The 18,491-nt window shown below is 74.3% G+C and carries 16 protein-coding genes; 4 read left to right on the top strand and 12 right to left on the bottom strand.

Going from position 1 to position 18,491, the window contains the following annotated elements; translation table 11 throughout:
• Nucleotides 1-73: 73 nt before the first annotated feature.
• From ACZ51S_RS02895 to ACZ51S_RS02910, 4 genes are all read right to left on the bottom strand, one after another.
• The gene (locus ACZ51S_RS02895; protein WP_468959387.1) at nt 74-5,032 is read right to left on the bottom strand and encodes a DNA-binding protein; all 4,959 of its coding nucleotides are present in this window, start codon (nt 5,030-5,032) and stop codon (nt 74-76) included.
• Nucleotides 5,029-5,889, bottom strand: coding sequence for a DUF4132 domain-containing protein (locus ACZ51S_RS02900; protein WP_468959675.1), 861 nt, complete (start codon nt 5,887-5,889; stop codon nt 5,029-5,031). The genes ACZ51S_RS02895 and ACZ51S_RS02900 overlap by 4 nt, the downstream gene beginning before the upstream one ends.
• Before the next feature lie 205 nt (nt 5,890-6,094).
• Entirely contained in the window at nt 6,095-7,597 is a 1,503-nt protein-coding gene (locus ACZ51S_RS02905; protein WP_468477481.1) for an MFS transporter, read from the bottom strand.
• Nucleotides 7,598-7,779: 182 nt separating this feature from the next.
• Complete coding sequence (locus ACZ51S_RS02910) at nt 7,780-8,292, bottom strand: MarR family winged helix-turn-helix transcriptional regulator (protein ID WP_468959389.1); 513 nt, start codon at nt 8,290-8,292, stop codon at nt 7,780-7,782.
• Between the two features lie 118 nt (nt 8,293-8,410).
• Between ACZ51S_RS02910 and ACZ51S_RS02915 the strand changes: the two genes are divergently transcribed.
• The gene (locus ACZ51S_RS02915) at nt 8,411-8,821 is read left to right on the top strand and encodes an organic hydroperoxide resistance protein (RefSeq protein ID WP_125602995.1); all 411 of its coding nucleotides are present in this window, start codon (nt 8,411-8,413) and stop codon (nt 8,819-8,821) included.
• Nucleotides 8,822-8,878: 57 nt separating this feature from the next.
• On the opposite strand, the gene ACZ51S_RS02920 is transcribed toward ACZ51S_RS02915, so the two are convergent.
• On the bottom strand, nt 8,879-9,298 hold the full coding sequence (locus ACZ51S_RS02920) for a hypothetical protein (RefSeq protein WP_468477479.1): 420 nt from the start codon (nt 9,296-9,298) through the stop codon (nt 8,879-8,881).
• 176 nt (nt 9,299-9,474) lie between these two features.
• Here ACZ51S_RS02920 and ACZ51S_RS02925 point away from each other — a divergent pair, with 176 nt between their 5' ends.
• Genes ACZ51S_RS02925 through ACZ51S_RS02935 form a run of 3 tightly spaced genes read left to right on the top strand, consistent with a single transcriptional unit; the run spans nt 9,475 to nt 12,193 of the window.
• Nucleotides 9,475-10,743, top strand: a complete 1,269-nt coding sequence (locus tag ACZ51S_RS02925) for a sensor histidine kinase (protein ID WP_468801899.1) — start codon at nt 9,475-9,477, stop codon at nt 10,741-10,743.
• Nucleotides 10,731-11,384, top strand: coding sequence for a response regulator transcription factor (locus ACZ51S_RS02930; RefSeq protein ID WP_468477477.1), 654 nt, complete (start codon nt 10,731-10,733; stop codon nt 11,382-11,384). Before ACZ51S_RS02925 ends, ACZ51S_RS02930 begins: the two co-directional genes overlap by 13 nt.
• The gene (locus tag ACZ51S_RS02935) at nt 11,381-12,193 is read left to right on the top strand and encodes a DUF4097 family beta strand repeat-containing protein (protein ID WP_468477476.1); all 813 of its coding nucleotides are present in this window, start codon (nt 11,381-11,383) and stop codon (nt 12,191-12,193) included. The genes ACZ51S_RS02930 and ACZ51S_RS02935 overlap by 4 nt, the downstream gene beginning before the upstream one ends.
• Before the next feature lie 185 nt (nt 12,194-12,378).
• Here ACZ51S_RS02935 and ACZ51S_RS02940 read toward each other — a convergent pair whose 3' ends face one another.
• The 7 genes from ACZ51S_RS02940 to ACZ51S_RS02970 all read right to left on the bottom strand — a co-directional run bounded on the left by ACZ51S_RS02940 (nt 12,379) and on the right by ACZ51S_RS02970 (nt 18,425).
• Nucleotides 12,379-13,098 (bottom strand): hypothetical protein, encoded by a 720-nt coding sequence (locus tag ACZ51S_RS02940; RefSeq protein WP_468959393.1) that lies wholly within the window; start codon nt 13,096-13,098, stop codon nt 12,379-12,381.
• Between the two features lie 356 nt (nt 13,099-13,454).
• Nucleotides 13,455-13,970: a mycothiol transferase gene (locus tag ACZ51S_RS02945; protein WP_468477527.1), complete on the bottom strand. Its 516-nt coding sequence runs from the start codon at nt 13,968-13,970 to the stop codon at nt 13,455-13,457.
• 97 nt (nt 13,971-14,067) lie between these two features.
• Nucleotides 14,068-14,703, bottom strand: a complete 636-nt coding sequence (locus tag ACZ51S_RS02950) for a hypothetical protein (RefSeq protein ID WP_468801902.1) — start codon at nt 14,701-14,703, stop codon at nt 14,068-14,070.
• Between the two features lie 139 nt (nt 14,704-14,842).
• Nucleotides 14,843-16,912 (bottom strand): RICIN domain-containing protein, encoded by a 2,070-nt coding sequence (locus ACZ51S_RS02955; RefSeq protein ID WP_468959396.1) that lies wholly within the window; start codon nt 16,910-16,912, stop codon nt 14,843-14,845.
• Between the two features lie 382 nt (nt 16,913-17,294).
• On the bottom strand, nt 17,295-17,627 hold the full coding sequence (locus ACZ51S_RS02960; protein WP_388937537.1) for a TcmI family type II polyketide cyclase: 333 nt from the start codon (nt 17,625-17,627) through the stop codon (nt 17,295-17,297).
• A 62-nt stretch (nt 17,628-17,689) separates the two neighbouring features.
• A complete protein-coding gene (locus ACZ51S_RS02965) occupies nt 17,690-18,169 on the bottom strand; it encodes an SRPBCC family protein (RefSeq protein ID WP_388937539.1) in 480 nt (159 codons plus the stop codon).
• Nucleotide 18,170: 1 nt separating this feature from the next.
• Entirely contained in the window at nt 18,171-18,425 is a 255-nt protein-coding gene (locus ACZ51S_RS02970) for an acyl carrier protein (protein WP_388937540.1), read from the bottom strand.
• Nucleotides 18,426-18,491 lie beyond the last annotated feature (66 nt).

Here is an 18,491-nt window from a genome sequence, read left to right on the forward strand (position 1 = left end):
GGGTGGTGCGGCCCGGTGGGGGTGCGGCGGCCGTTGCCGCGCACCCCCACCGGATCCGGCCGGACGGGTCCGGTCAGCGCCGGCGGCCGGCGGCGCGCTTCACCTTCAGCTCCTCGAAGCGCGGTACGTCGCCCTCGCGGACCCGCCCCCACGCCCGGCGGTACAGCTCCGCGGCCGGCTCGGCGGGCACCAGCACGCCCAGCGCCGGACGACCGCCCGCCGCCACCGCGTACAGGGGCAGCTTCCAGGTCTCCACCGGCAGCACCGGCGCCCCCGGCTCGGTCCAGCCGCCGGGCAGGAACAGGGAGCGCCCGGCGCGGGTGCGGGTGGCCTGCACCACCAGCTCCGTGGCGGCCAGTCCGGCGCGGGCCGCCTTCATCCGGGCCGGCTTCCAGCCCGTCCAGCGAGCCGTGTTGCGGTCCGTGGGGTCGGGCATCGCCAGCAGCGCCAGGTACAGCGCGGCCGCGTCCGCGCCCAGGCCGTACGCCTCCGACACCTCCGCCACCAGCTCCGGCACGCTGCGCGAGGGGTCCTGCGGCCACCAGGTGCCGTCCTTGTCGACGGCGCCCGCGACCGGCGTCCCCGGATCGGCGAGCAGCGCGGCGAACGCCGGGTCCTGGACCAGGCGCAGCGCCGTCTCGGCCGCGGAGGGCTGCTGGTCGGCGTCGCGCAGCAGCGGCAGGTACGGGTCGGACCCGGTCGAGTCCAGCAGGGCGGGCCGCAGCGCGGGCCGCGGCTGCGTGTCGTGCGTGGCGAGCACCACCGCGCCGTACCGCTCGTACCCCTCGCCGGTCTCGGTGGGGGTGCCCGCAGCCTTGCGGAAGTCGGGCAGCCGGATGTAGTGCCCGACGCTGAGCAGCAGTTCGGGGGAGGCGAGGCGCTGGCGCAGCGCGGTCAGCGCCGGCGGCAGGCAGGCCCGTGCCGGATGCCCGGCGGGCAGCCGGTGCGCGAGCCAGGCCGTCAGGGCCGCGGCCCCCGTCAGCACGCCCGAGTCGAAGGGCTGGGCCACCGGGGTGCAGGGCTCCACGTGGTCCCCCTTGACCGTCCAGGCGACGTCCTTGCTCAGCACCTCGGAGGCCGCCGCGTCGAGCAGCGCGGGCAGCGCCCGGTGCGGGGCCCAGCCGCCGCCGCGCACCTCCTTGACGGCCTCGGCGAGCAGCCACTCGGGCACGGGGGTACGACGGCCCACGCGCTCGTTCCACACCCGCGCGGCGGCCGCCGCGTCCGGGCCCCGCGTCCACAGCGCCGCCGGGTCGGCGGGCAGCAGCGCCGCGACCAGCTCGCGCCGGACGTCCACGCCCAGCTCCTTGAGCTCGTCACGGGCGCTCACGGCATCGGTGGCCTTCACCTTGAGGGTCTCGCGCAGCCCGGCGGGCAGGAACCCGCGCTCGTACGAGTCCAGGTGCGGCAGGCCCGCGAGGACCAGCCCGGCCACGGCGGCGCGTACCCCGGTGAGCTTCGCGAACTCCTCGGCGGCCTCCGGGAACCAGGGTGCCGGGCCGCGCTCGGCCGCCTCCTTCAGGAAGGCGGCGGCCCAGTCGGCGCCGCGCCCGCGGTCGCCGACCGGCCCGCCCGCTCCGGCCGCGGTGTAGGGGGCGGGTACGGCGAAGGCGCCGGCCGGGTCGTGCAGCAGCGCGTCGAACTCGCGGCCCCTGGTGTACTCCTGGGTCTGCGCGTCGAGGGCGAGCACGGCGCCGCCGCCGAGCGGGACCACGGCGCGGTGCCGGCTGCCCCGGCCGCGCTCGCGGTCGTCGGCACCCAGCAGGTGTGCGGTGTCGATGCGCACCCGCAGGCGCCGCCAGCGCCCGGCGGACACCTCGGCCGAGGTGAGGCCCAGGGCGTCCGCTTCGCCGAGGACCCGCAGCAGCGCCGCCCGCTCCTCCTCGGTGGTGTCACCGGTGACGACCGCGCGGTAGGCGACCGCCGCCGGCGCGTCAAGGAACAGTCCGGTCCAGGGCAACGAGGAATGGGCCAGCCTCGGCATGTCCACGTGCAGCCGGCCGGGTACCGCCTCGGCGGCGGTGTCGGCGACGGCTTCGGCCAGCGCGCGCAGGAAGCGGTAGGTGCCGTCGGAGTCCGCGCCGTGGTAGCGGTGGTGCGGGTAACCCGTCAGCCCGTGCAGCGCACGGTCGAGCAGCCCGTCGGCCGGGCCCCGGTCCACCGGCGTCTTCGGGCGAGCGTCCGGGGCCGGCTTCAGCGCGGCCGCGATCCTGTCCAGGGCCTGGCGCTGGGTCAGCGCCGCGCGGACGGTGTCGACCACCCCGCCGAGCAGCGCGGGCGCGGTGACGGCGGGCAGGGCCGCGCTGACCAGCGCGGGCAGCTCCGTACGCTTCTCCGCCCGTGCGGCCGCCGCCAGCAGCTCCCCGGCACGACGCCCGTCCAGCGCGCGCAGCGCCGCGGAGCCCTCCGGGTCGCGGGGCCGCAGGCAGTACCAGTAGGCGAGCCGGGGGAGTTCGGCGTGGCCGGTCCAGAAGAGGCCGCCGTTGTGGTCGGAGGTGACCCGGCAGGTGACGGCGCCCTCGGGGTCGGTGAGGGCCAGGGTCCGCCAGTCCTGGGAGACGGCGCGCGGCCGGTCGTCGCCGGGGAAGGCGACGGCCGCGCGCGGAAGGAGACCGCCCTCGCGGACGGTGACGGAGCGCCCGGTGTTGTCGGAGCCGTACCAGCCCTCGCCCGGGACGTGCACGACGCGCCAGCCGAGCAGCCCGTCGACGGGCGCACCCATGACGGAGCCCTCGACGGCGGGCGTCGGCCGCAGCCAGTTCTGGCCGACGTGGTCGTTGAGGACGCTGCCGCTCGGGTGGCCCTCCAGGGCGTCGGCGAGGAAGCCCGGCAGGGAGCGCCGCCCCAGCCCGCCCGTGGCCGGGTCGTACTCGGCCCAGCCCCAGTCGCCCGCGCGGCCTCCCTGGTCCCACACCCAGTACGAGGTCCCGTCCGTGATGACCGCCCGTTCGGAGGGGAGCCTGCTGTCGCCCGCGTGCAGCGGGGCGGCGCCGCCGGTGGTGCGGCCGCCGCCGGGCAGCGGCAGGCTGACGTGCTCCGACCGCACCGACCAGAAGGAGGCGGAGGAGTCCAGGGTGAGCACGTCGTCGGGCGCGCTCAGCCAGTAGCCCTGGACCGGGCCGTCGTAGGAGGCCCAGAAGACGAGCAGGTCGCCGTCGGTGTAGTGGAAGCCCTGGTTGTACCGGTTGCCCGGCGGGATCCGCAGGTCGTGGGTGAGCACGGTGGAGTCCGCGTCGATGACCCGGACCTGAGTGGAGTTCGCGACGATGACGTACGGCCAGGCGTCCATCACGGTCAGCCGCGTGCGTCCCTGGCCGGGCGCCAGCTCGTTGAGGGCGGTCTCCCAGGCCGGCCAGACCAGTTCCTCGAACAGGCCGCCCCGCAGGGTGCGGGACAGGATCTCGCCCAGGTCGACGGACGCGGCCCGGGACACCTCCTCGGGGGCGAGGGCCAGTGCCTCGGACGGCAGCCAGGTGAGCCGGCGCAGCGCCTCGGGCAGCTCCGGCAGGGCCGCCGCCGAGGACTGGGCGGCGACCCCGCGGACCCACTCGGCGACCAGCGGGGCGCTGCCGGGAGCCCCGGCGAGGTGCCGCAGCGTCTCCCGCCCTGCCGAGACGTGCGTGTTGAAGCGCTCCAGGGTGCGGTGGAACGCCGGACGCATCCGCTCGTCGGCGCAGAGCGCCCGCAGGTCGCGCCGCTCGGACGAACGGGCCCAGGCGTCCAGGCCCAGCACCTCGTCCGGGCCGGGGCCGGCGACGGTCAGGCCGAGCGAGAGCAGCAGGTCGAGCAGGTTCACGTCCTGGAGGCCCAGGCGCAGGCCCTGCTCCCGTGCCGGCAGGGCCAGTTCGGCGCGCAGCCGGCCGGCGCAGCGGGTGACCAGGGGCAGCAGGGCAGGGAGCGGCGGCGGGGTGCCCCAGCCGGTGTGGCGGGCGGTGTGGAAGCGCTCCAGCCAGCCGGCCGTGCCGTCGGCGCAGCGTTCCTCGGCGGGTACGTCCGCCCCTGCGAGGCCGGCGGTGGCGCCGGACTCCTCCAGCACCTCCAGCCACAGGGCGGCCAGTTCCCCGGCTTCACCCCCGCCGGAGGGCATGATGCCGAGCAGGGTTCCCCGTACCGCGGGCACGCGCTGGGCGAGCGCGACGAGCGCCGTGCGGTGGGCCTTCCACCAGCCGGTCGCGGCCCGCAGGGTGGCGGGCAGCGGCAGCAGCTCGGCGAGGTAGTCCTGCTCGGGCTCGTTGCCGGTCAGTCCGGCGGCGCGGGCCAGCCTGCGCAGCTCGACGGAGGCCTGCGCGGACGGCGCGAGCCCGCCCGCGGTGCGGCGTACGCACAGACGGCGGAAGCGCTCGAAGGCCTCGGCGGGGGAGACCCGCTGGGCCAGCTCCTTGCCGTAGCCGGTGAGCACCTTCACGGGCAGGGCTCCGGCCAGGGCGAATTCCAGGAAGACGGCGTCGAGCCGGTCCTCGTCGACGGCCAGGCCGTAGCGGGCCTCGCTCGTGCGGGCCCGCCCGAACAGCTGCGCCGCGTAGGTGGTGTTGTCCACGGCGAGGAAGAGGCGCGCGGCCTGCTCGTAGAAGACGGGCAGGAAGTGCGGGACGGCGGCGGCGAGCCGGTCGGCCAGCTCGGTGCAGGCGTCGAGGGCGGCCTTGGGCTTGGTCTTGGCCTGCCGGGCCAGCCGGTCCAGTTCGGGGACCACGGCCAGCGCGTGGTGCCCGTCCTCGGGGTGGTGCACCAGTACCCACTCGGGGAAGCCGAGTGCCTGGCGCCGGCCGAGGCCGACCACCTGCGGCTCGCCGTCCGGTACGAGGCCCAGGAAGCCCGCGGCGAGGTCCTCGGCGGCACCGAGTTCGGCCGCGGCCAGGCGGACCACGACCCGCTCGTCCCCCAGGGCCGGGTGACGGTACGTCCGCGCGGTGAGGGGGACTGCCGAGGGGCCCGCCCCGGTGGTCCCGGCGGGCAGGACGGCTCCCGCCGCCAGCAGCCCGGCGCTGTCGCCGAGTCCGTTCCCGGCCGTGCCCGTGGTGTCGGTGGTGCTCACGCTTCGTCCCCGCCCTCTTCGATCCTGCGCCCGGCGTACAGCGCCGCGGCCATCCGCATGCCCTCGGACCAGGCCACCGGTCCGACCTCGGCCAGGCGCACCGCCCGGCCCTCCTCGTCGTGCCAGTTCAGCGCCCCGGTGGCCGACTCGTCGTCCCAGTAGGGCTCGCCGATCCACACGGCCGCCTCCACCGCCCGGCCGGAGTCGCGCACCTTGCAGGTGGCGTAGCCGCCGGAGACCCGGTAGCCGAGGTTCGTGGCGCGGGCGGCGAGGCTGAACCGGCTGGGGAAGACCCCGCCCGCGTAGTCGTGCACCTCGGTCGCGGCCGGTTCCGGGTGCGCGGGCTTCTCCCAGGTCGCCCGGTGGATCTGCTCGACCCGCTGGGTGATGTCCAGCTCGGCCGCGAACTCCCGTACGTCGTCCAGGTCGGGCAGCAGCACCGGGTGCGGCAGGGTCACCGTGCGCGGGGAGAGGCGTACGGTCTCGCCGTCGAGGTTGACCACCTTCAGCTCGCCGGCGGGGGTGGCGTCGCGCAGGAAGCCCACCTCGTCGGGGTCGTTGTCGGGGACGACCGCCAGGTCGCGCAGCGCGGCCTGCCAGGCCTCGTCGGGCCAGACCCGGGCGAGGAGCTCGGTCGGCACCGGCAGGGAGGACACCATCCAGGTGTCCACCTGGGCCGCGCAGGCCGCCTCGTGCCGGCCCAGCCACTCGGCGAGCCGGCGCAGCCGGTCCACCTCGGGGTGGTCGCGCAGCGCCTTCGGCAGCGCCTTCAACTGCCGTCCCCCGGGCCGCCGTACCGCGACCCGCCCCTCCACGAGGGAGATCTCGTACCCCTCGTCCAACGCCAGCCAGCCCATCAGCGCGCGCCCCTCCACCTGTCCGAAAATGGTCTTGTGCAGCCCGGATCGCGGCGCGAGCGCCTGTTGAGCTGCGGTATGCGGGGAGAGTAGCGAGCGCCACTGACAACGCGCGGGGGAGGGGTTCCCCAGCGGTGCTCCCGGACGCGTCGCTGCCCCCGGTCCGTGCGGACCGGGGGCAGCGGGAGGGGAGTGTGACGCGGGGTCAGGCCGCGTCGGCGGTGTCCGGGACCTTCGCCGGGGCGGGGCTCGGGGCGGCCGTCCGCACCACGCGCGGGCCGTGGCCGGAGCGCAGGCCGAGCCCGCTGATCAGCGCGACCAGGGCGAAGGCGGCGGCCCCGATCCAGAAGGTGAGGGTGAATCCGGACTCGGCCGGAAGCGGCGGGACGCCCTCGGGCAGGTGCTCGACGGTCCGCGACGCCAGGATGGTGGTGACGATGGCGCTGCCGATCGCGCTGCCCGTGGAGCGGGAGATGGAGTTGATGCCGTTGGCGATGCCGCTCTGGTGGTGCGGGACGCTGGACATGATCACGGCGGGCATGGCGGCGTAGCCGAAGCTGACGGCCGCGCCGACGACGAGGCCGGCGCCGATCACCGAGAGGGCGTGGCCGTGGTCGAGCGCCAGCCAGCCGAAGCCGACGGCGCCGAGCGCGGCGGCCACGGTGAGCGCGAGGCGGGGGCCGCGGTGGCGCACCAGCTGGCCGCCGACGGGGGAGGCGAGCAGCGAGACGATCGCGCCGGGCAGCAGGAACTGGACGGAGGCGCGCAGGATGGACGCGTCGAAGCCGTAGCCGGTGAGCCGCTCCGGCATCTGGACGAGGTAGGAGACGCCCAGGAAGTTCGCGAACATGCCGAAGCCGACGAGGATGCCGGCCAGGTTGGCCATCAGCACCGGGCGGTGGACGAACATCCTCATGTCGACGAGCGGCTCGGCGACCTTGCGCTCGACCAGGACCCAGACGGCGGTCATCACGGCCGCCCCGGCGAAGCCGCCCAGGGTGCGGGCGGAGGACCAGCCCCACTCGTGGCCCTGGGAGATGGCCAGCAGGAGCAGCAGCAGGGCGATGCCGAGGGTCAGCGCGCCGAGGAAGTCGGTGCGTCCGCCGGTCTTGTGCCGGGTGGCGGGTACCAGGAACACCACGGCCAGCAGGGCCAGGGCGGCGAACCCGGTGGCCATCCAGAAGGCGTTGCGGTAGTCGGCGTCGTCACCGGAGGTCAGCAGGCCGGTGGCGACCAGGGCCAGGCCGCTGCCGAACGCGAGGGTGCCGCTGACCAGCGCCATGGCGCCCGGCAGCTTCTGCGGCCGGACCTCCTCGCGCAGGACGGACAGGGCCAGCGGGAAGATCGCCGTGGCGGCGCCCTGGAGCACTCGGCCGAGGATCAGCAGGGGCAGGGAGGTCGCCAGGGCGGCCACGACCGAGCCGGCCACCATCACGCCGAGGACGGCCACCAGGGTGGGCTTCTTGCCGTGCTGGTCGCCGAAGCGGCCCAGCAGCGGGGTGAAGACGGCGGCGGAGAGGAGGGTGGCGGTGGTCACCCAGCTGACGCCGGCGGTGGACGCGCCGAGGTCGTCGCGGATCAGGCCCAGGATCGGTACGGGCAGGGTCTGCATCATCGAAACGACCATGGCGGCGAGGCTCAGGGCGAAGACGATGACCGTCTCGTTCCTGTTCCCCGCTCCGGCGGGGGCGGATGTGGCGGAGCTCATGAGGGGAGGGACCTTCTCGAAGTGCTTCAGGACGCAGATGTTTTATGTCATCAAGTACTTCGACGAAGGTAGCCAGCAATAGTTAAGGTGGTCAAGTAAAAGGTTGATAATGTCAACCATCTCGGCCGCCGGGTGTGCGCGGGCGGCGGGCGGCCGCTCCCGGAGGCCGGGCCGGCGGGCCGTCAGTCCCGGGGGGCCGGGCCGGCGGCGTCGATGGATTCCACGGCGGCGTCCAGGGCGGCCGTGAGGCGGCCCAGGCGCTGCTGGAGGTCGCGGATCTCGGCGAGCTCGAACCCGGTCGCCCGCGCGATCCGGCGCGGGACCTCCACGGCCCGCTCGCGCAGGGCGGAGCCCTCCTCGGTCAGTACCGCGTGCACGGAGCGCTCGTCCTCCGCGCTGCGTTCGCGCCGGATCAGGCCCGCCGCCTCCAGGCGCTTGAGCAGGGGCGAGAGCGTGCCCGAGTCGAGCCGCAGGTGCTGTCCGAGCTGCTTGACCGGCATCGTGCCGTGCTCCCAGAGCACCAGCATCACCAGGTACTGGGGGTAGGTCAGGCCCAGGTCCTTCAGGATGACCCGGTAGAGCCCCCCGAAGGCGCGGTTCGCGGCGCCCAGGGCGAAGCAGATCTGTCCGTCGAGGCGGAGGAAGTCCTGGTCGCGGAGGGGGTCGCGGGGGGTGTCGGCGGACTGCTCGGTCATGGTCTCCAGTGTACCGGAGGCCGCTTGCGGGCCATTAAGTTGTGCACAACTGAATTGTGTGCTCTAGTTGTGGCCGAGGGTCGCCACCGGCGCCCCGCCCCTGCGAAAGGACCTCCCGATGGACGCGCTGTACACCGCCGTCGCCACCGCCAACGGCCGCGAGGGCCGCGCCGTCAGCTCCGACGGCCAGATCGACCTTCCGCTCGCCATGCCCCCGGCGCTCGGCGGCAACGGTCAGGGCACCAACCCCGAGCAGCTCTTCGCCGCCGGCTACGCCGCCTGCTTCGCCAGCGCCCTCGGCCTGGTCGGCCGGCAGGCGAAGGTCGACACCGGCGACGTGTCCGTCACCGCGGAGGCCTCCATCGGCCAGGACGCCGGCGGCTTCGGCCTCGCCGTCACCCTGCGCATCGAGCTCCCCGCCCACCTGGAGGGCGAGACCGGCACCCTGCTGGTCAAGCAGGCCCACGAGGTCTGCCCCTACTCCAAGGCCACCCGGGGCAACATCCCCGTCGAGCTCGTCATCGAGTAAAGCGAGTAGCCCCGGCGGCCCCGGCAGCCCCGGCGGGACGAACGGCCCGGCTCCCCGTCAGGCGGTGCGCCGCGCGGCCACCACCGCGCAGGCCGCCGCCAGCGGCAGCTCCGCGGCGAGCGCCAGCAGGACCGCCGCGCCCTGCCCGGACGTACCCGCCGAGGTGGCGACGTCCAGCCAGGCGTCCGCCACCAGCAGCGCGGCCGTCGCGGCCGCCACCGGGGACACCCGGGGATCCCCCCTGCGCAGCAGCGTCCCCGTCGCGGTCAGCCCGGCGGCCAGCAGCGCGTCGAAGCCGATCCATGCGGTGGACCAGTTGGACACCTCCGCCGTCCGCGGCAGCGTCCACGCCAGCACCACCATCCACGGCAGCAGCGCCACCCCGGCCCCGGTGAACACCACCGGGAGGAACGGGGCGCGCCCGTGCGTTCCTCCCGGGCGGCGGCGTACCCGGAAGCGCGGTGCGGCCAGGGCCATGGCTGCGGGTCTCCTTCCGGCCCGGCGGTCCGTCCGCCGGGCACACCACAACCCTGTCGGCCCGTGGGCGGAAGATCAGTAGCCCCACCGTCCCGGCCGGGGGTGGTGCCTGCTACACCCCCGGCCGGATGCCCGGGTGATGGAACCACCTCGATCGATGCGATTAGCGTACGGACATGGCAACTCGCGGCGCGCTGAGGCGTACGTACACCTGGATCGCGTCGCACACCCCCTGGTCGGCGTGGGCCTGGCGCAACACGGCCTTCAGCACCGCCGCGATCCCGCCCGCCCTGCCCCTCGGCACCGGCCTCGCCCTCCTCGTGGCGGGCCCCGGCCACAGCGCGCTCCCGCTGCTCGTCGTCCTCGCCCTGCTCCCGCTGCTGACGCCGCTCCAGCGCAGCCGCTTCCGGTCCCTGCTCGGCCTGGACGTGCCGCCCGTCGTCCACGCCCACCGCTGGACGACCGGACGCGGACTGGCCGAACGGCTGCGTTCCGAGTCGACCTGGCGCCAGTACGGCTACCACCTCGTGGTCAGCCCGCTCGCCGCGGCCGGAGCCGTCGTACTCGTCCTCACCTGGGCCGGCGGCGCCGCCTCGGCCTCCGTCTACGCCTGGTCCTGGCTGCTCCCCACCGACGGCGAACTGCCCGCCCCCGGCTGGACGAACGAGTACGACCTGATCACCGTCCTCGGGGTGCTGGCCCTGCTCGCCGCCCCCTGGATGGCGGCGGCCCTGACCCGGCTCGACGCCACCGCGGCGGCCGGCCTCCTCGGCCCCAACCGGGCCCGGGAACTCCAGCGCCGCGTCGAGGACCTCGCCGAGAGCCGGGCCGGCGTGCTCGACGCCGCCGACCTCGAACGCCGCCGCATCGAAAGGGACCTGCACGACGGCGCCCAGCAGCGGCTGGTCTCCCTCGCCATGAACCTCGGGATCGCCCGCGCCACCCTCACCGACCTGCCGCCCGAGGCCAGGGCCGTCATCGACGAGGCCCACCGCGAGGCGAAGGAGGCCATCGAGGAACTGAGCAGCCTCGTACGGGGCCTGCACCCGGCCGTACTCGAGGACCGGGGCCTGGACGCCGCGCTCTCCGGCATCGCCGCCCGCGCCCCGCTGCCCGTCGAGCTCACCGTGGACCTCGCCGAACGGCCGGGGCCCACCGTCGAGGCCGTCGCCTACTTCGTCGTCTCCGAGGCCCTCGCCAACGTGGTCAAGCACGCCCGCGCCGGACGGTGTTCCGTCCACGTCACCCGTGTCGCGGGCGGACCCCGGGGCGACCTGCTGCGCGTGGTCGTCACCGACGACGGCGCCGGCGGCGCCGATCCGGCAGGGGGCACCGGACTGACCGGCCTGCGCAAGCGCGTAGGGTCGGTCGACGGAACGATTCTGATCAACAGCCCCGCCGGGGGCCCGACCGTCGTCACCGTGGAGCTGCCGTGCGGGCTGTGATCGCCGAGGACTCCGTCCTGCTGCGCATAGGTCTTGTCAAAGTACTGGAAATGGCCGGATTCGAAGTGGCCGCCGAAGCCGGCGACGCCGAAGCGCTGCTGGCGGCCGTCGAGGAACACCGGCCCGACCTCGCGCTCGTGGACGTCCGCATGCCACCCGGATTCACCGACGAGGGAGTCCGGGCCGCCCTCATGATCCGCGGTCAGTACCCGGGAACGGCGGTGCTGCTGCTCTCCCAGTACGTGGAGGAGCGCTACGCCGCCGATCTGCTGGCCTCCCGGAACGGCGAGGGCATCGGCTACCTGCTCAAGCAGCGGGTCGCCGACGTCGAGGAGTTCGTCGACGCGCTGCGCCGCGTCGCGGCCGGCGGCACCGCCCTCGACCCGCAGGTCGTGGCCCAGCTCCTGCTGCGCCGGCGCGGCCCCGACCCGCTCGGGCGGCTCACCCCGCGCGAGCGCGACGTACTGGCCCTCATGGCCGAAGGCCGCTCCAACGCCGCCGTCGCCGCCGGACTCGTCGTGAGCGAAAGCGCGGTGGCCAAGCACATCAACAACATCTTCGCCAAGCTCGACCTCCCCCCGGCGGCCGAGGCCCACCGCCGCGTCCTCGCCGTACTGCGCTTCCTGGACGGCACGCCGTGACCCGCCCCGGCGCCGGCCGCGGTCAGCGGCTCGCCTGGTACACCGCCTCCGGCCTCAGCGCCGTCCTGGTGCTGACCGGGGCCGCCTGGCAGGTCCGCGCGGACGCCGGAGCGCACGGCCGCACCCTTGCCGGGAACAGCGGCGGCCGGGCGGTCACCGCCCTGGAGGTCGTGGCGGGCGCGTCCGAGGTGGCCGTGACCCCGCGCGGGGACCGGACCGTCGGCTACCGCGCCGAGCTCACCTGGTCGTCGCGGGAGCCCGTCATCGAGGAGAGCTGGCTCGGCGACACCCTGCGCCTGACCCCGCGCTGCCCCAGCGGTTCCCCCACTGCCGCCACCGGCCCCGGCTGCTCCGTGCGGCTCGCGGTGACCGTGCCCACCGGGATCCCCGTGAAACTGTCCGCGGGATCGGGCCGGATCAGCGTCAGCGGCCTGGCCGGGACGGTCGACGCCGAGACCGGCTCCGGCACGCTGCTCCTGGCCGACCTGCGCGGGCCCCTGCGGGCGGAGGTCGGCTCCGGCACCCTGCGGGCCACCGGCCTCACCGTCCCCCGGGCCGACATCCGCGCGGGATCCGGCCGGGCCGACGTCCGGTTCGCGGCCCCGCCGGAACAGGTCACCGCACGCGCCGGAGCCGGCCGCCTGGAGCTCGTCCTGCCCACCGACACCCGCTACCGCGTCACCAGCCGGGCGGGCGCGGGCCGCTGCGAGGTGGAGGACGCCCTCAGCGACCCCACCGCCGACCGCACCCTGGACATCGCCGCCGACGCGGGCCACGCCAGCGCGGTCCGCCGCCCGGCCACGCCGTGAGCCGGGCGGCCGACCGACCGGCTTCGATCGGGCGATCCATCGGCGTCGCGACGAAGCGGAGCGAATGAACAACCGGCCCAAGGCCTTTCGAGCCGCGGCAAGCCGCTACGACAAGAGAGCCCACGTGTGCCACGGCACGGTCACCGTTGCCGCGATCCGACTGCGGCTCCGCTCGTAGCCGTGACTCACCGCATCACCGGACGGTTCGCGGATGTGTACTCGTCCGCGACCGTGAAGACGCTGGCACAGCGCGGGCATTCCGCTCCACCGAACAGGTAGGCGATTCCGTCGGCCAGTGCCTCCTGCCCGTCGCGGACCGTGATCCCATACATCCATCGGCCGGTTCCGGTGAGTTCCTCGGAGGCCGCCGGCCGCAGGTCCCGTCGGACCTCCTCACCCCCGTCCCATACCTGCGAGTAGCATCCGAAGCCGCCGATGACGATCGTCACGGCCGCGCCGCAGTGGGGACAGCCCACGCCCAGGATGTCGTCCGTGAAGCCCTCCAGCGCGTTCGCCCAGTGGTACTCCTCTTCGACCGCGAGCAGGGCACGGAAGCACACCAGGTAGTCAGCGGGCCGCGATCGCAGGTGCCCGTCCAGCACCTCACGGAACTCCTCGGTCGCATCGGCGCAGTCAGCCAGCAGGCCGTCGCAGCCGTGCCGCCCTGCCGCGCGCCCAAGGATCTTCCCGGCCAGGCCACGCGCCTCCGCGCTGCGGGGCGCGAGACGAACCAGGCGCGGGAAGGCGGCGAAACTGGCCGGAGACAGCAGATCGTGCTCGAGGACGAGCCGCCAACCCAGCTCCTTCCACGCTTCAGGGTCGTCCTCGCGCTCCACCCGCTCCAAGAGCTCAGGAACGCGATCGACCTCGAACCAGCAGTCGCGCATCTGTGTCCAGTCCACCACCTGGGCATTGAACCCTCCCAAGGCCGCCGGCGGCGACTCGGCCTTCGCCCGTGTGTCGTGGTGGCAGCTCCTGGAGACCCATCGGCCAGGCCCTCACACCGCAACGGTACTTTCCGGTGCGAACTCGCGGGCCCGTGCCGGCGATTTCGAGTCCGACCCCGACGCGGACCATGCCGGGAATACCGGAGGCGACGCTGTCACCCGCGGCGAGCTCGAGGAGCGGCCCGGCCGCGTGACCACGAGACCTGCCGTCAGCAGAGCGCGTGGCCCGACGCGAGGCAGCAGCCGGGCGGAGACCGCCAGGGCGCCGACGAGGAACGAGACGGATGGGCGGGTGGACAGGCATCGTCGCAGTACTAGGCCGAACGCCGCTGGAGCACGCCCCGGACGTAGGCCGCCTGGCCCGCGTGCTGGAGGTCGTCCGCCAGGACGCTGACCAGACGCACGCCCAGGCTGACCGGGGGGTCCCAGCGTTCGTCGACGATCCGCTCGAGATCGGCGGCGGCCAGCCCGCGCACGAACCGCAGGCTCTGTTCGTGCACCTCGTCGTAGTAGCCCAGCAGCAGGCCGGGGGAGTCGACGCGCACCGTGCCGGCCTGGGCGGGGGTGTGTCCGTAGCCGATGCCGTCATCGGGCAGCGGCAGGCCGAAGCGGCCGGCCCAGCCCCCGGACCGCCACACCTGCTCCAGCCCGGAGGCATCGGCCACGTGGTCGTCCTGGACCCGGGTCAGGTGCCAGACGAGCCAGGCGATGGAGTTCGCCGCCGGGTCGAGCCGGGCGTTCAGCTCCTCGGCCGAGAGCCCCTCGACCGTCTCGTGGACCACCTCCCGGATGCGTCCGAAGCCGTCCGCCAGTACCTCGGTGGCCTTCATGAGCAGTCCCCAGCCGTGTCTCTCGTCGTGTACGTCGTCGAGCGCTTCGGGGAACACCATGCTCGCCCGCCGCCCGGTCCGGCCGGACGACACTCCGTCAGCGGCGGGAGCGGCGCAGCAGGATCCCGGCGGCCGCGCCGGCGAGGGCGATCCCGGCCACCCCGGCGGTGGTCCACCAGCCGCCGGAGCCACCGGACGGCGCGGGCGCCGGTGCCGGGGAGGGGGAAGGGGCAGAGGGGACGGAGGGGGCGGAGGAGGCGGTCGGCGTGGAGGGGGCCGAGGGGGTCGCAGGGGCCGGAGCGGGGACGGCGGGCGGCGCCGGGGCCGGGTCCACCACGGGCACCGCGACCTCCTGCCGCGCGTGCCCGAGCGCGGGGAAGCCCGCGTCGACGGTCACCGTCCACGTGCCGGGCGGCAGCGCCTCGGCCGTGATCCAGCCCGCGGCCCGGCCCGTGTCGCGCACCAGCCGCCAAGGGCCAGCCGTACGGCTCCCGTCGGCGCTGACGGCGTTCACGGTGGCGGCCACGGCCTCCTCGACGGCGTCCCCGTCGTTCTCCCAGGTGACGTCGGAGGTGACACGGCCGTCCCGCTGACCGGTGATGACCACCTTCATGGTGTCGCCGTGCGCGCGGGCGGCTCCGGCCGTGCCCACGGCCAGCGCGAGATACAGCAGGGGGAGGGCCAGTACGGCGAAGGCCAGGGCGGCGGCGGGGTTCGGGAGGCGTCGGCGCATCGGCGGGGTGCTCCAGGTGAGGGGATTGACGGGCGAGGGGACGAGGGCCCCGCGGGAGGCGGGGCGAGGTTTCTGCGGCGGGGAGGGTGAGGGGCGGGCGGCCGTAGGGGAGTACGGCCGCCCGCCGGTCCGGGGCCGGTCAGCCGGCCTTGCGGGCAGCCCAGACCTGCGCCGGACGGCCGTCCGCGCGCTGGAGGTCGAGCAGCCAGGTCCCGTAGTAGGGCCGGTTGCTGACCGTGAGGGCGAAGCCGCCGCTCGGGTCGGTGATGGTCACCGCGCCGTCGCGGGAGGTCAGCCGCCACTGCTGGGCGGCGGAGTTCCCGCAGGCCTGCTGCGCGACCCACATGCCCGCGGCGGGAGCGCCGCCCGGCTGGAGGCACTTGCCGGAGGCCGCGGACCGGATGCGTACCGTCCCGCCGCCCGCGTCGTCGAAGTACCACTGCTGCTGCGCGTAGCCGTTGGTCCGGTTCGCGACGAGTACGGTTCCGTCGGCGGTCCGGCCGCCCCACAGCTCGGCGGCCATGCCGCTGCTGCCGTTGCCGAGCACGTAGCGGGTGCCCGGGGTGGTGGCGCCGCCGCCCGCGCCGGCCGTACGGAACGACGCGGCCTTGCCGGGGCCGCTGTCACGGCCGGAGCCGTCGCGGACCGACACGGCGGCCGTGTACGCGGTACCGGGCTTGAGGTTGTAGACGCGCAGCGAGGTGGACTGGACCCAGGTCAGGTGCTTGTCGTTCAGCAGCACCTGGTACCAGACGGCGCCCTCGGTCTTCGGCCAGCTCAGCACCACCGAGTCGGACTGGATCTGGCCCGCCGTCACCGCCGGGGCGCCCGAGGGCTTCTTGGTGGGCGAGGGGCTCGGCTTCGCGGTGGGCGAAGGGTTCGGGTCCGGGGTGGTGCCGCCGCCACCGCCCGCGGAGCGCATCAGGAACTGGTTGTCGGCGATGTTCCAGTGGGTGGCCAGGTAGCTGCCGGGCTTCGGGCTGGTGTGGAAGTAGTCGTCGTGGTTGCAGTCCAGGATGTTCTCGGCGGCCTGGTTGCGGCACACGTCGCGCATCTTCGGGTAGTACGGGGTGTCCGAGTAGCACATGACGTCGAACTCGTCCGTGCAGTGCGCGCCGCGGCTGGTGTTGGGCGCGCTGTTGTTGACCGCGCCCAGGTTGTGGCCGAGCTCGTGCGCGGCGGTGTGGCCGCCCCAGCAGCCCGAGTCCGTACGCCCGTAGGAGGGGCCGAAGTTGCTCAGGTTGTTCTGGCCGGGCCGCTCGTCGCCGTTGAAGGTGCCGATGCCGCAGTAGACCTGGGAGTCCGCGAAGATCATGTACTTGCGGTCGCGGCGGTCCAGCCCCTTGGCCGCCAGCGCGTTGTTGGTGGCGCTGAACTCCCGGAGCGCGGAGTCGGGGAGCTCGATGTTGAGCACCGAGGGGGTGCAGTCGGCGGCCGTCACGTAGCGGATGTGCCGGACGCCGCCGGTCTCCTTGGCGCTCGCCGCGTAGATGAGGTCGGCGTCGGCCGCCCACTTGCGGAACGAGGCCACGTACTCGGCGTACCGGTCACGGCCGGGGCCGTGTACGTACACGACCTGGACGCGGTTGCCCGTGCTGCCGTCCCCGTCGCACTGGACGGTCTGCCCGGCCGGCCCGGCGGCGACGGCCTGGCTGCCGGAGGCCGGCGGGGCGGGGGCCTTGGCGCTTGTGGCGGCGCTGCGGGCGTCGGCGGCGGGCGCGTCCTGAGGACGCCCGCCGTTCTCGGTGGCGGCCGGGTCGGCGTGGGCCGGGGAGGCGGGGTCGGCCGCCGGGGCCTTCGTACGGACCACGGGCTCCACGTCCCGCTTGATGTCGACGCCCCCGGGGGGAGCGTCGGGCCCGTGGGTGCACAGGCCCGCCGCGGTGCGGTAGACGCCGACGCAGCGGTCGCCCTTCGGGGCCGTCTCCAGCCCGTCGTAGACCATGCCGCGGCTGTCCTCGTTCGCGGGCGCCTTCGCGAGGGGGGCCGGTTCCGCGTCCCGGGCCGGTGCGGCGGCCGGTTCGGCGACGGCGGCGGGTGTCTCCGCCAGTGCGGTGGTGGTCGCCTCGGCGTCGCCGCCGATGCCGGAGTAGGCGATGCCTCCCGCGAGGACCGCCGCCGATGCGATGGCGGCGGTCAGGAGTATCAGCTTCCTGGGTTTGCGGCGGTGGCCGGGCCTGCGGCGGCGGCCGGTGGATCGTGCTGTCATGCGCACCTCAAGTCCTGGTCAGGAGAGTGGGTGCGCGGAAGCTTGCCAGATGAAGGGCTCGTGGAATTCGGACAAACGGGAGAACGGACCGGGAAATCTATCCGTTACCTTGATGCAGGATTTGATGAACCATCAAGTCTCTTTACAGGTAGGAGAGTTACGCGCGTTGCGGGTCAAAGGTCCAGGCCTTTTCGGCGTTCTTGTTATCAAATCGAGATATGAGGCGGAACCTTGTTGACGGGAATTCAGTCAGCTATTCATGTAAAAACTACCTGCCGAATTCCCCCCGTCACGAGCCGTGAAGCGGACGCGCCCGGGGGCGCGGGGTCGTGGGTGCCCAGGCCGCCCGGAGGGTGCGGCGCCGGCTTGGGCACCCGTACGACTACCGGGCGGCGTCCCGCTCCCAGAGGTAGAACCGCTGGGCCATCGCGTCCTTCGGGCTCCGCCACGTCTTCGGGTCGTGCGGGCTGACGAAGGCCGAGAGCCGCTCGCTCAGGTCGCGGAACTCCGGGTGCCCGGTGACCTGGGCGATGGCCGGCCCGGGGTCCCGGTCGGCCTCGATCAGGTGCATGTACACGTCCCCGAACTGGAAGAGACTGCGGCGGCGGACCCCGACCAGGTGGGGCAGCTCACCCGCGTCCGAGGCGGCGAACAGTCCGGCGATGTCGGGCGCCGAACCGGGCGCCATGCGGGCCACGATGAGGGCTTGGTGCATCGGGAGGTGTGCCTTTCGACTGGACGGGACTGAGGGGGAGGGGGCGGGAGGCGCGGGAGGCCTCAGCGGCGGCCGGCGACGGGCTTGCGGCCGCCCCGCTCCCGCTGCTCGATCTTGTCCCGGATGAGTTCCATCTGAATCCGGGAGTTGAGGTTGATGCGGTCGGTCATCCCGACGTCGTCGATCGGCGCGTCGGGCTTCATCGCGAAGTCCTGGACCCAGCGCATGCGGGTACCGCCCGGCACCTCGCCGTACTCCCAGTGGATGTTCATGTGCGCGAACGGACCGGTCTCCACCCGGCGGGCCTTCACCGTGAGGCCCGCGCGGTCCACCGTCCGCTCCGACACCCAGCTCCACACCACGCCGTTCTCGTCCGGGTGCATGGCGAGCCGGAACCGGGTGGTGTCACCCGCCTTCTCGAGGATCTCGACCGAGGCGTACTCGCTGAACAGCTTCGGCCAGTTCGGCAGGTCGTTCGTCACGTCCCACACGACGTCGACGGGCGCTTTGACCACGATCTCGTTGTCGGTGTGTCCAGGCATGTCAGGCTCCGGTCATGAGGCTGTTGTTGACGAGGTCGACGAACTCGCGCGGGCTCTTGCAGCGGTCCGCGTCCGGGGGCAGCGCGCGGCCCCGCCGGTTCTCCAGCTCACCGACGATGCCGAGCAGACCGAGCGAGTCCAGGCCGTAGTCGTCGAACCGGGAGTCCGGGCGGCTCGCCAGCTCCGAGGGGTCGACGGTGATGCCGGCGCTCTTCATGAGCGCCGCCAGCTCTTCCATGGTCAGTTGGTCGGACATGGTGCCTTCTCTCTTTCCTGCTTCCGGGAACCGGGCCCTTGACCGCGCCCGGCCCTGACGAACGGG

The organism is Streptomyces sp. NPDC034043 (assembly GCF_055575675.1).

What these genes read in the sequence shown, in the direction of transcription:
- ACZ51S_RS02900 (WP_468959675.1), bottom strand. Translation starts at nt 5,889, where the DNA reads ATGGGCTGGCTGGCGTTGGACGAGGGGTACGAGATCTCCCTCGTGGAG.
- ACZ51S_RS02905 (WP_468477481.1), bottom strand. Translation starts at nt 7,597, where the DNA reads ATGAGCTCCGCCACATCCGCCCCCGCCGGAGCGGGGAACAGGAACGAG.
- ACZ51S_RS02910 (WP_468959389.1), bottom strand. Translation starts at nt 8,292, where the DNA reads ATGACCGAGCAGTCCGCCGACACCCCCCGCGACCCCCTCCGCGACCAG.
- ACZ51S_RS02915 (WP_125602995.1), top strand. Translation starts at nt 8,411, where the DNA reads ATGGACGCGCTGTACACCGCCGTCGCCACCGCCAACGGCCGCGAGGGC.
- ACZ51S_RS02920 (WP_468477479.1), bottom strand. Translation starts at nt 9,298, where the DNA reads ATGGCCCTGGCCGCACCGCGCTTCCGGGTACGCCGCCGCCCGGGAGGA.
- ACZ51S_RS02925 (WP_468801899.1), top strand. Translation starts at nt 9,475, where the DNA reads ATGGCAACTCGCGGCGCGCTGAGGCGTACGTACACCTGGATCGCGTCG.
- ACZ51S_RS02945 (WP_468477527.1), bottom strand. Translation starts at nt 13,970, where the DNA reads ATGAAGGCCACCGAGGTACTGGCGGACGGCTTCGGACGCATCCGGGAG.
- ACZ51S_RS02950 (WP_468801902.1), bottom strand. Translation starts at nt 14,703, where the DNA reads ATGCGCCGACGCCTCCCGAACCCCGCCGCCGCCCTGGCCTTCGCCGTA.
- ACZ51S_RS02955 (WP_468959396.1), bottom strand. Translation starts at nt 16,912, where the DNA reads ATGACAGCACGATCCACCGGCCGCCGCCGCAGGCCCGGCCACCGCCGC.
- ACZ51S_RS02960 (WP_388937537.1), bottom strand. Translation starts at nt 17,627, where the DNA reads ATGCACCAAGCCCTCATCGTGGCCCGCATGGCGCCCGGTTCGGCGCCC.
- ACZ51S_RS02965 (WP_388937539.1), bottom strand. Translation starts at nt 18,169, where the DNA reads ATGCCTGGACACACCGACAACGAGATCGTGGTCAAAGCGCCCGTCGAC.
- ACZ51S_RS02970 (WP_388937540.1), bottom strand. Translation starts at nt 18,425, where the DNA reads ATGTCCGACCAACTGACCATGGAAGAGCTGGCGGCGCTCATGAAGAGC.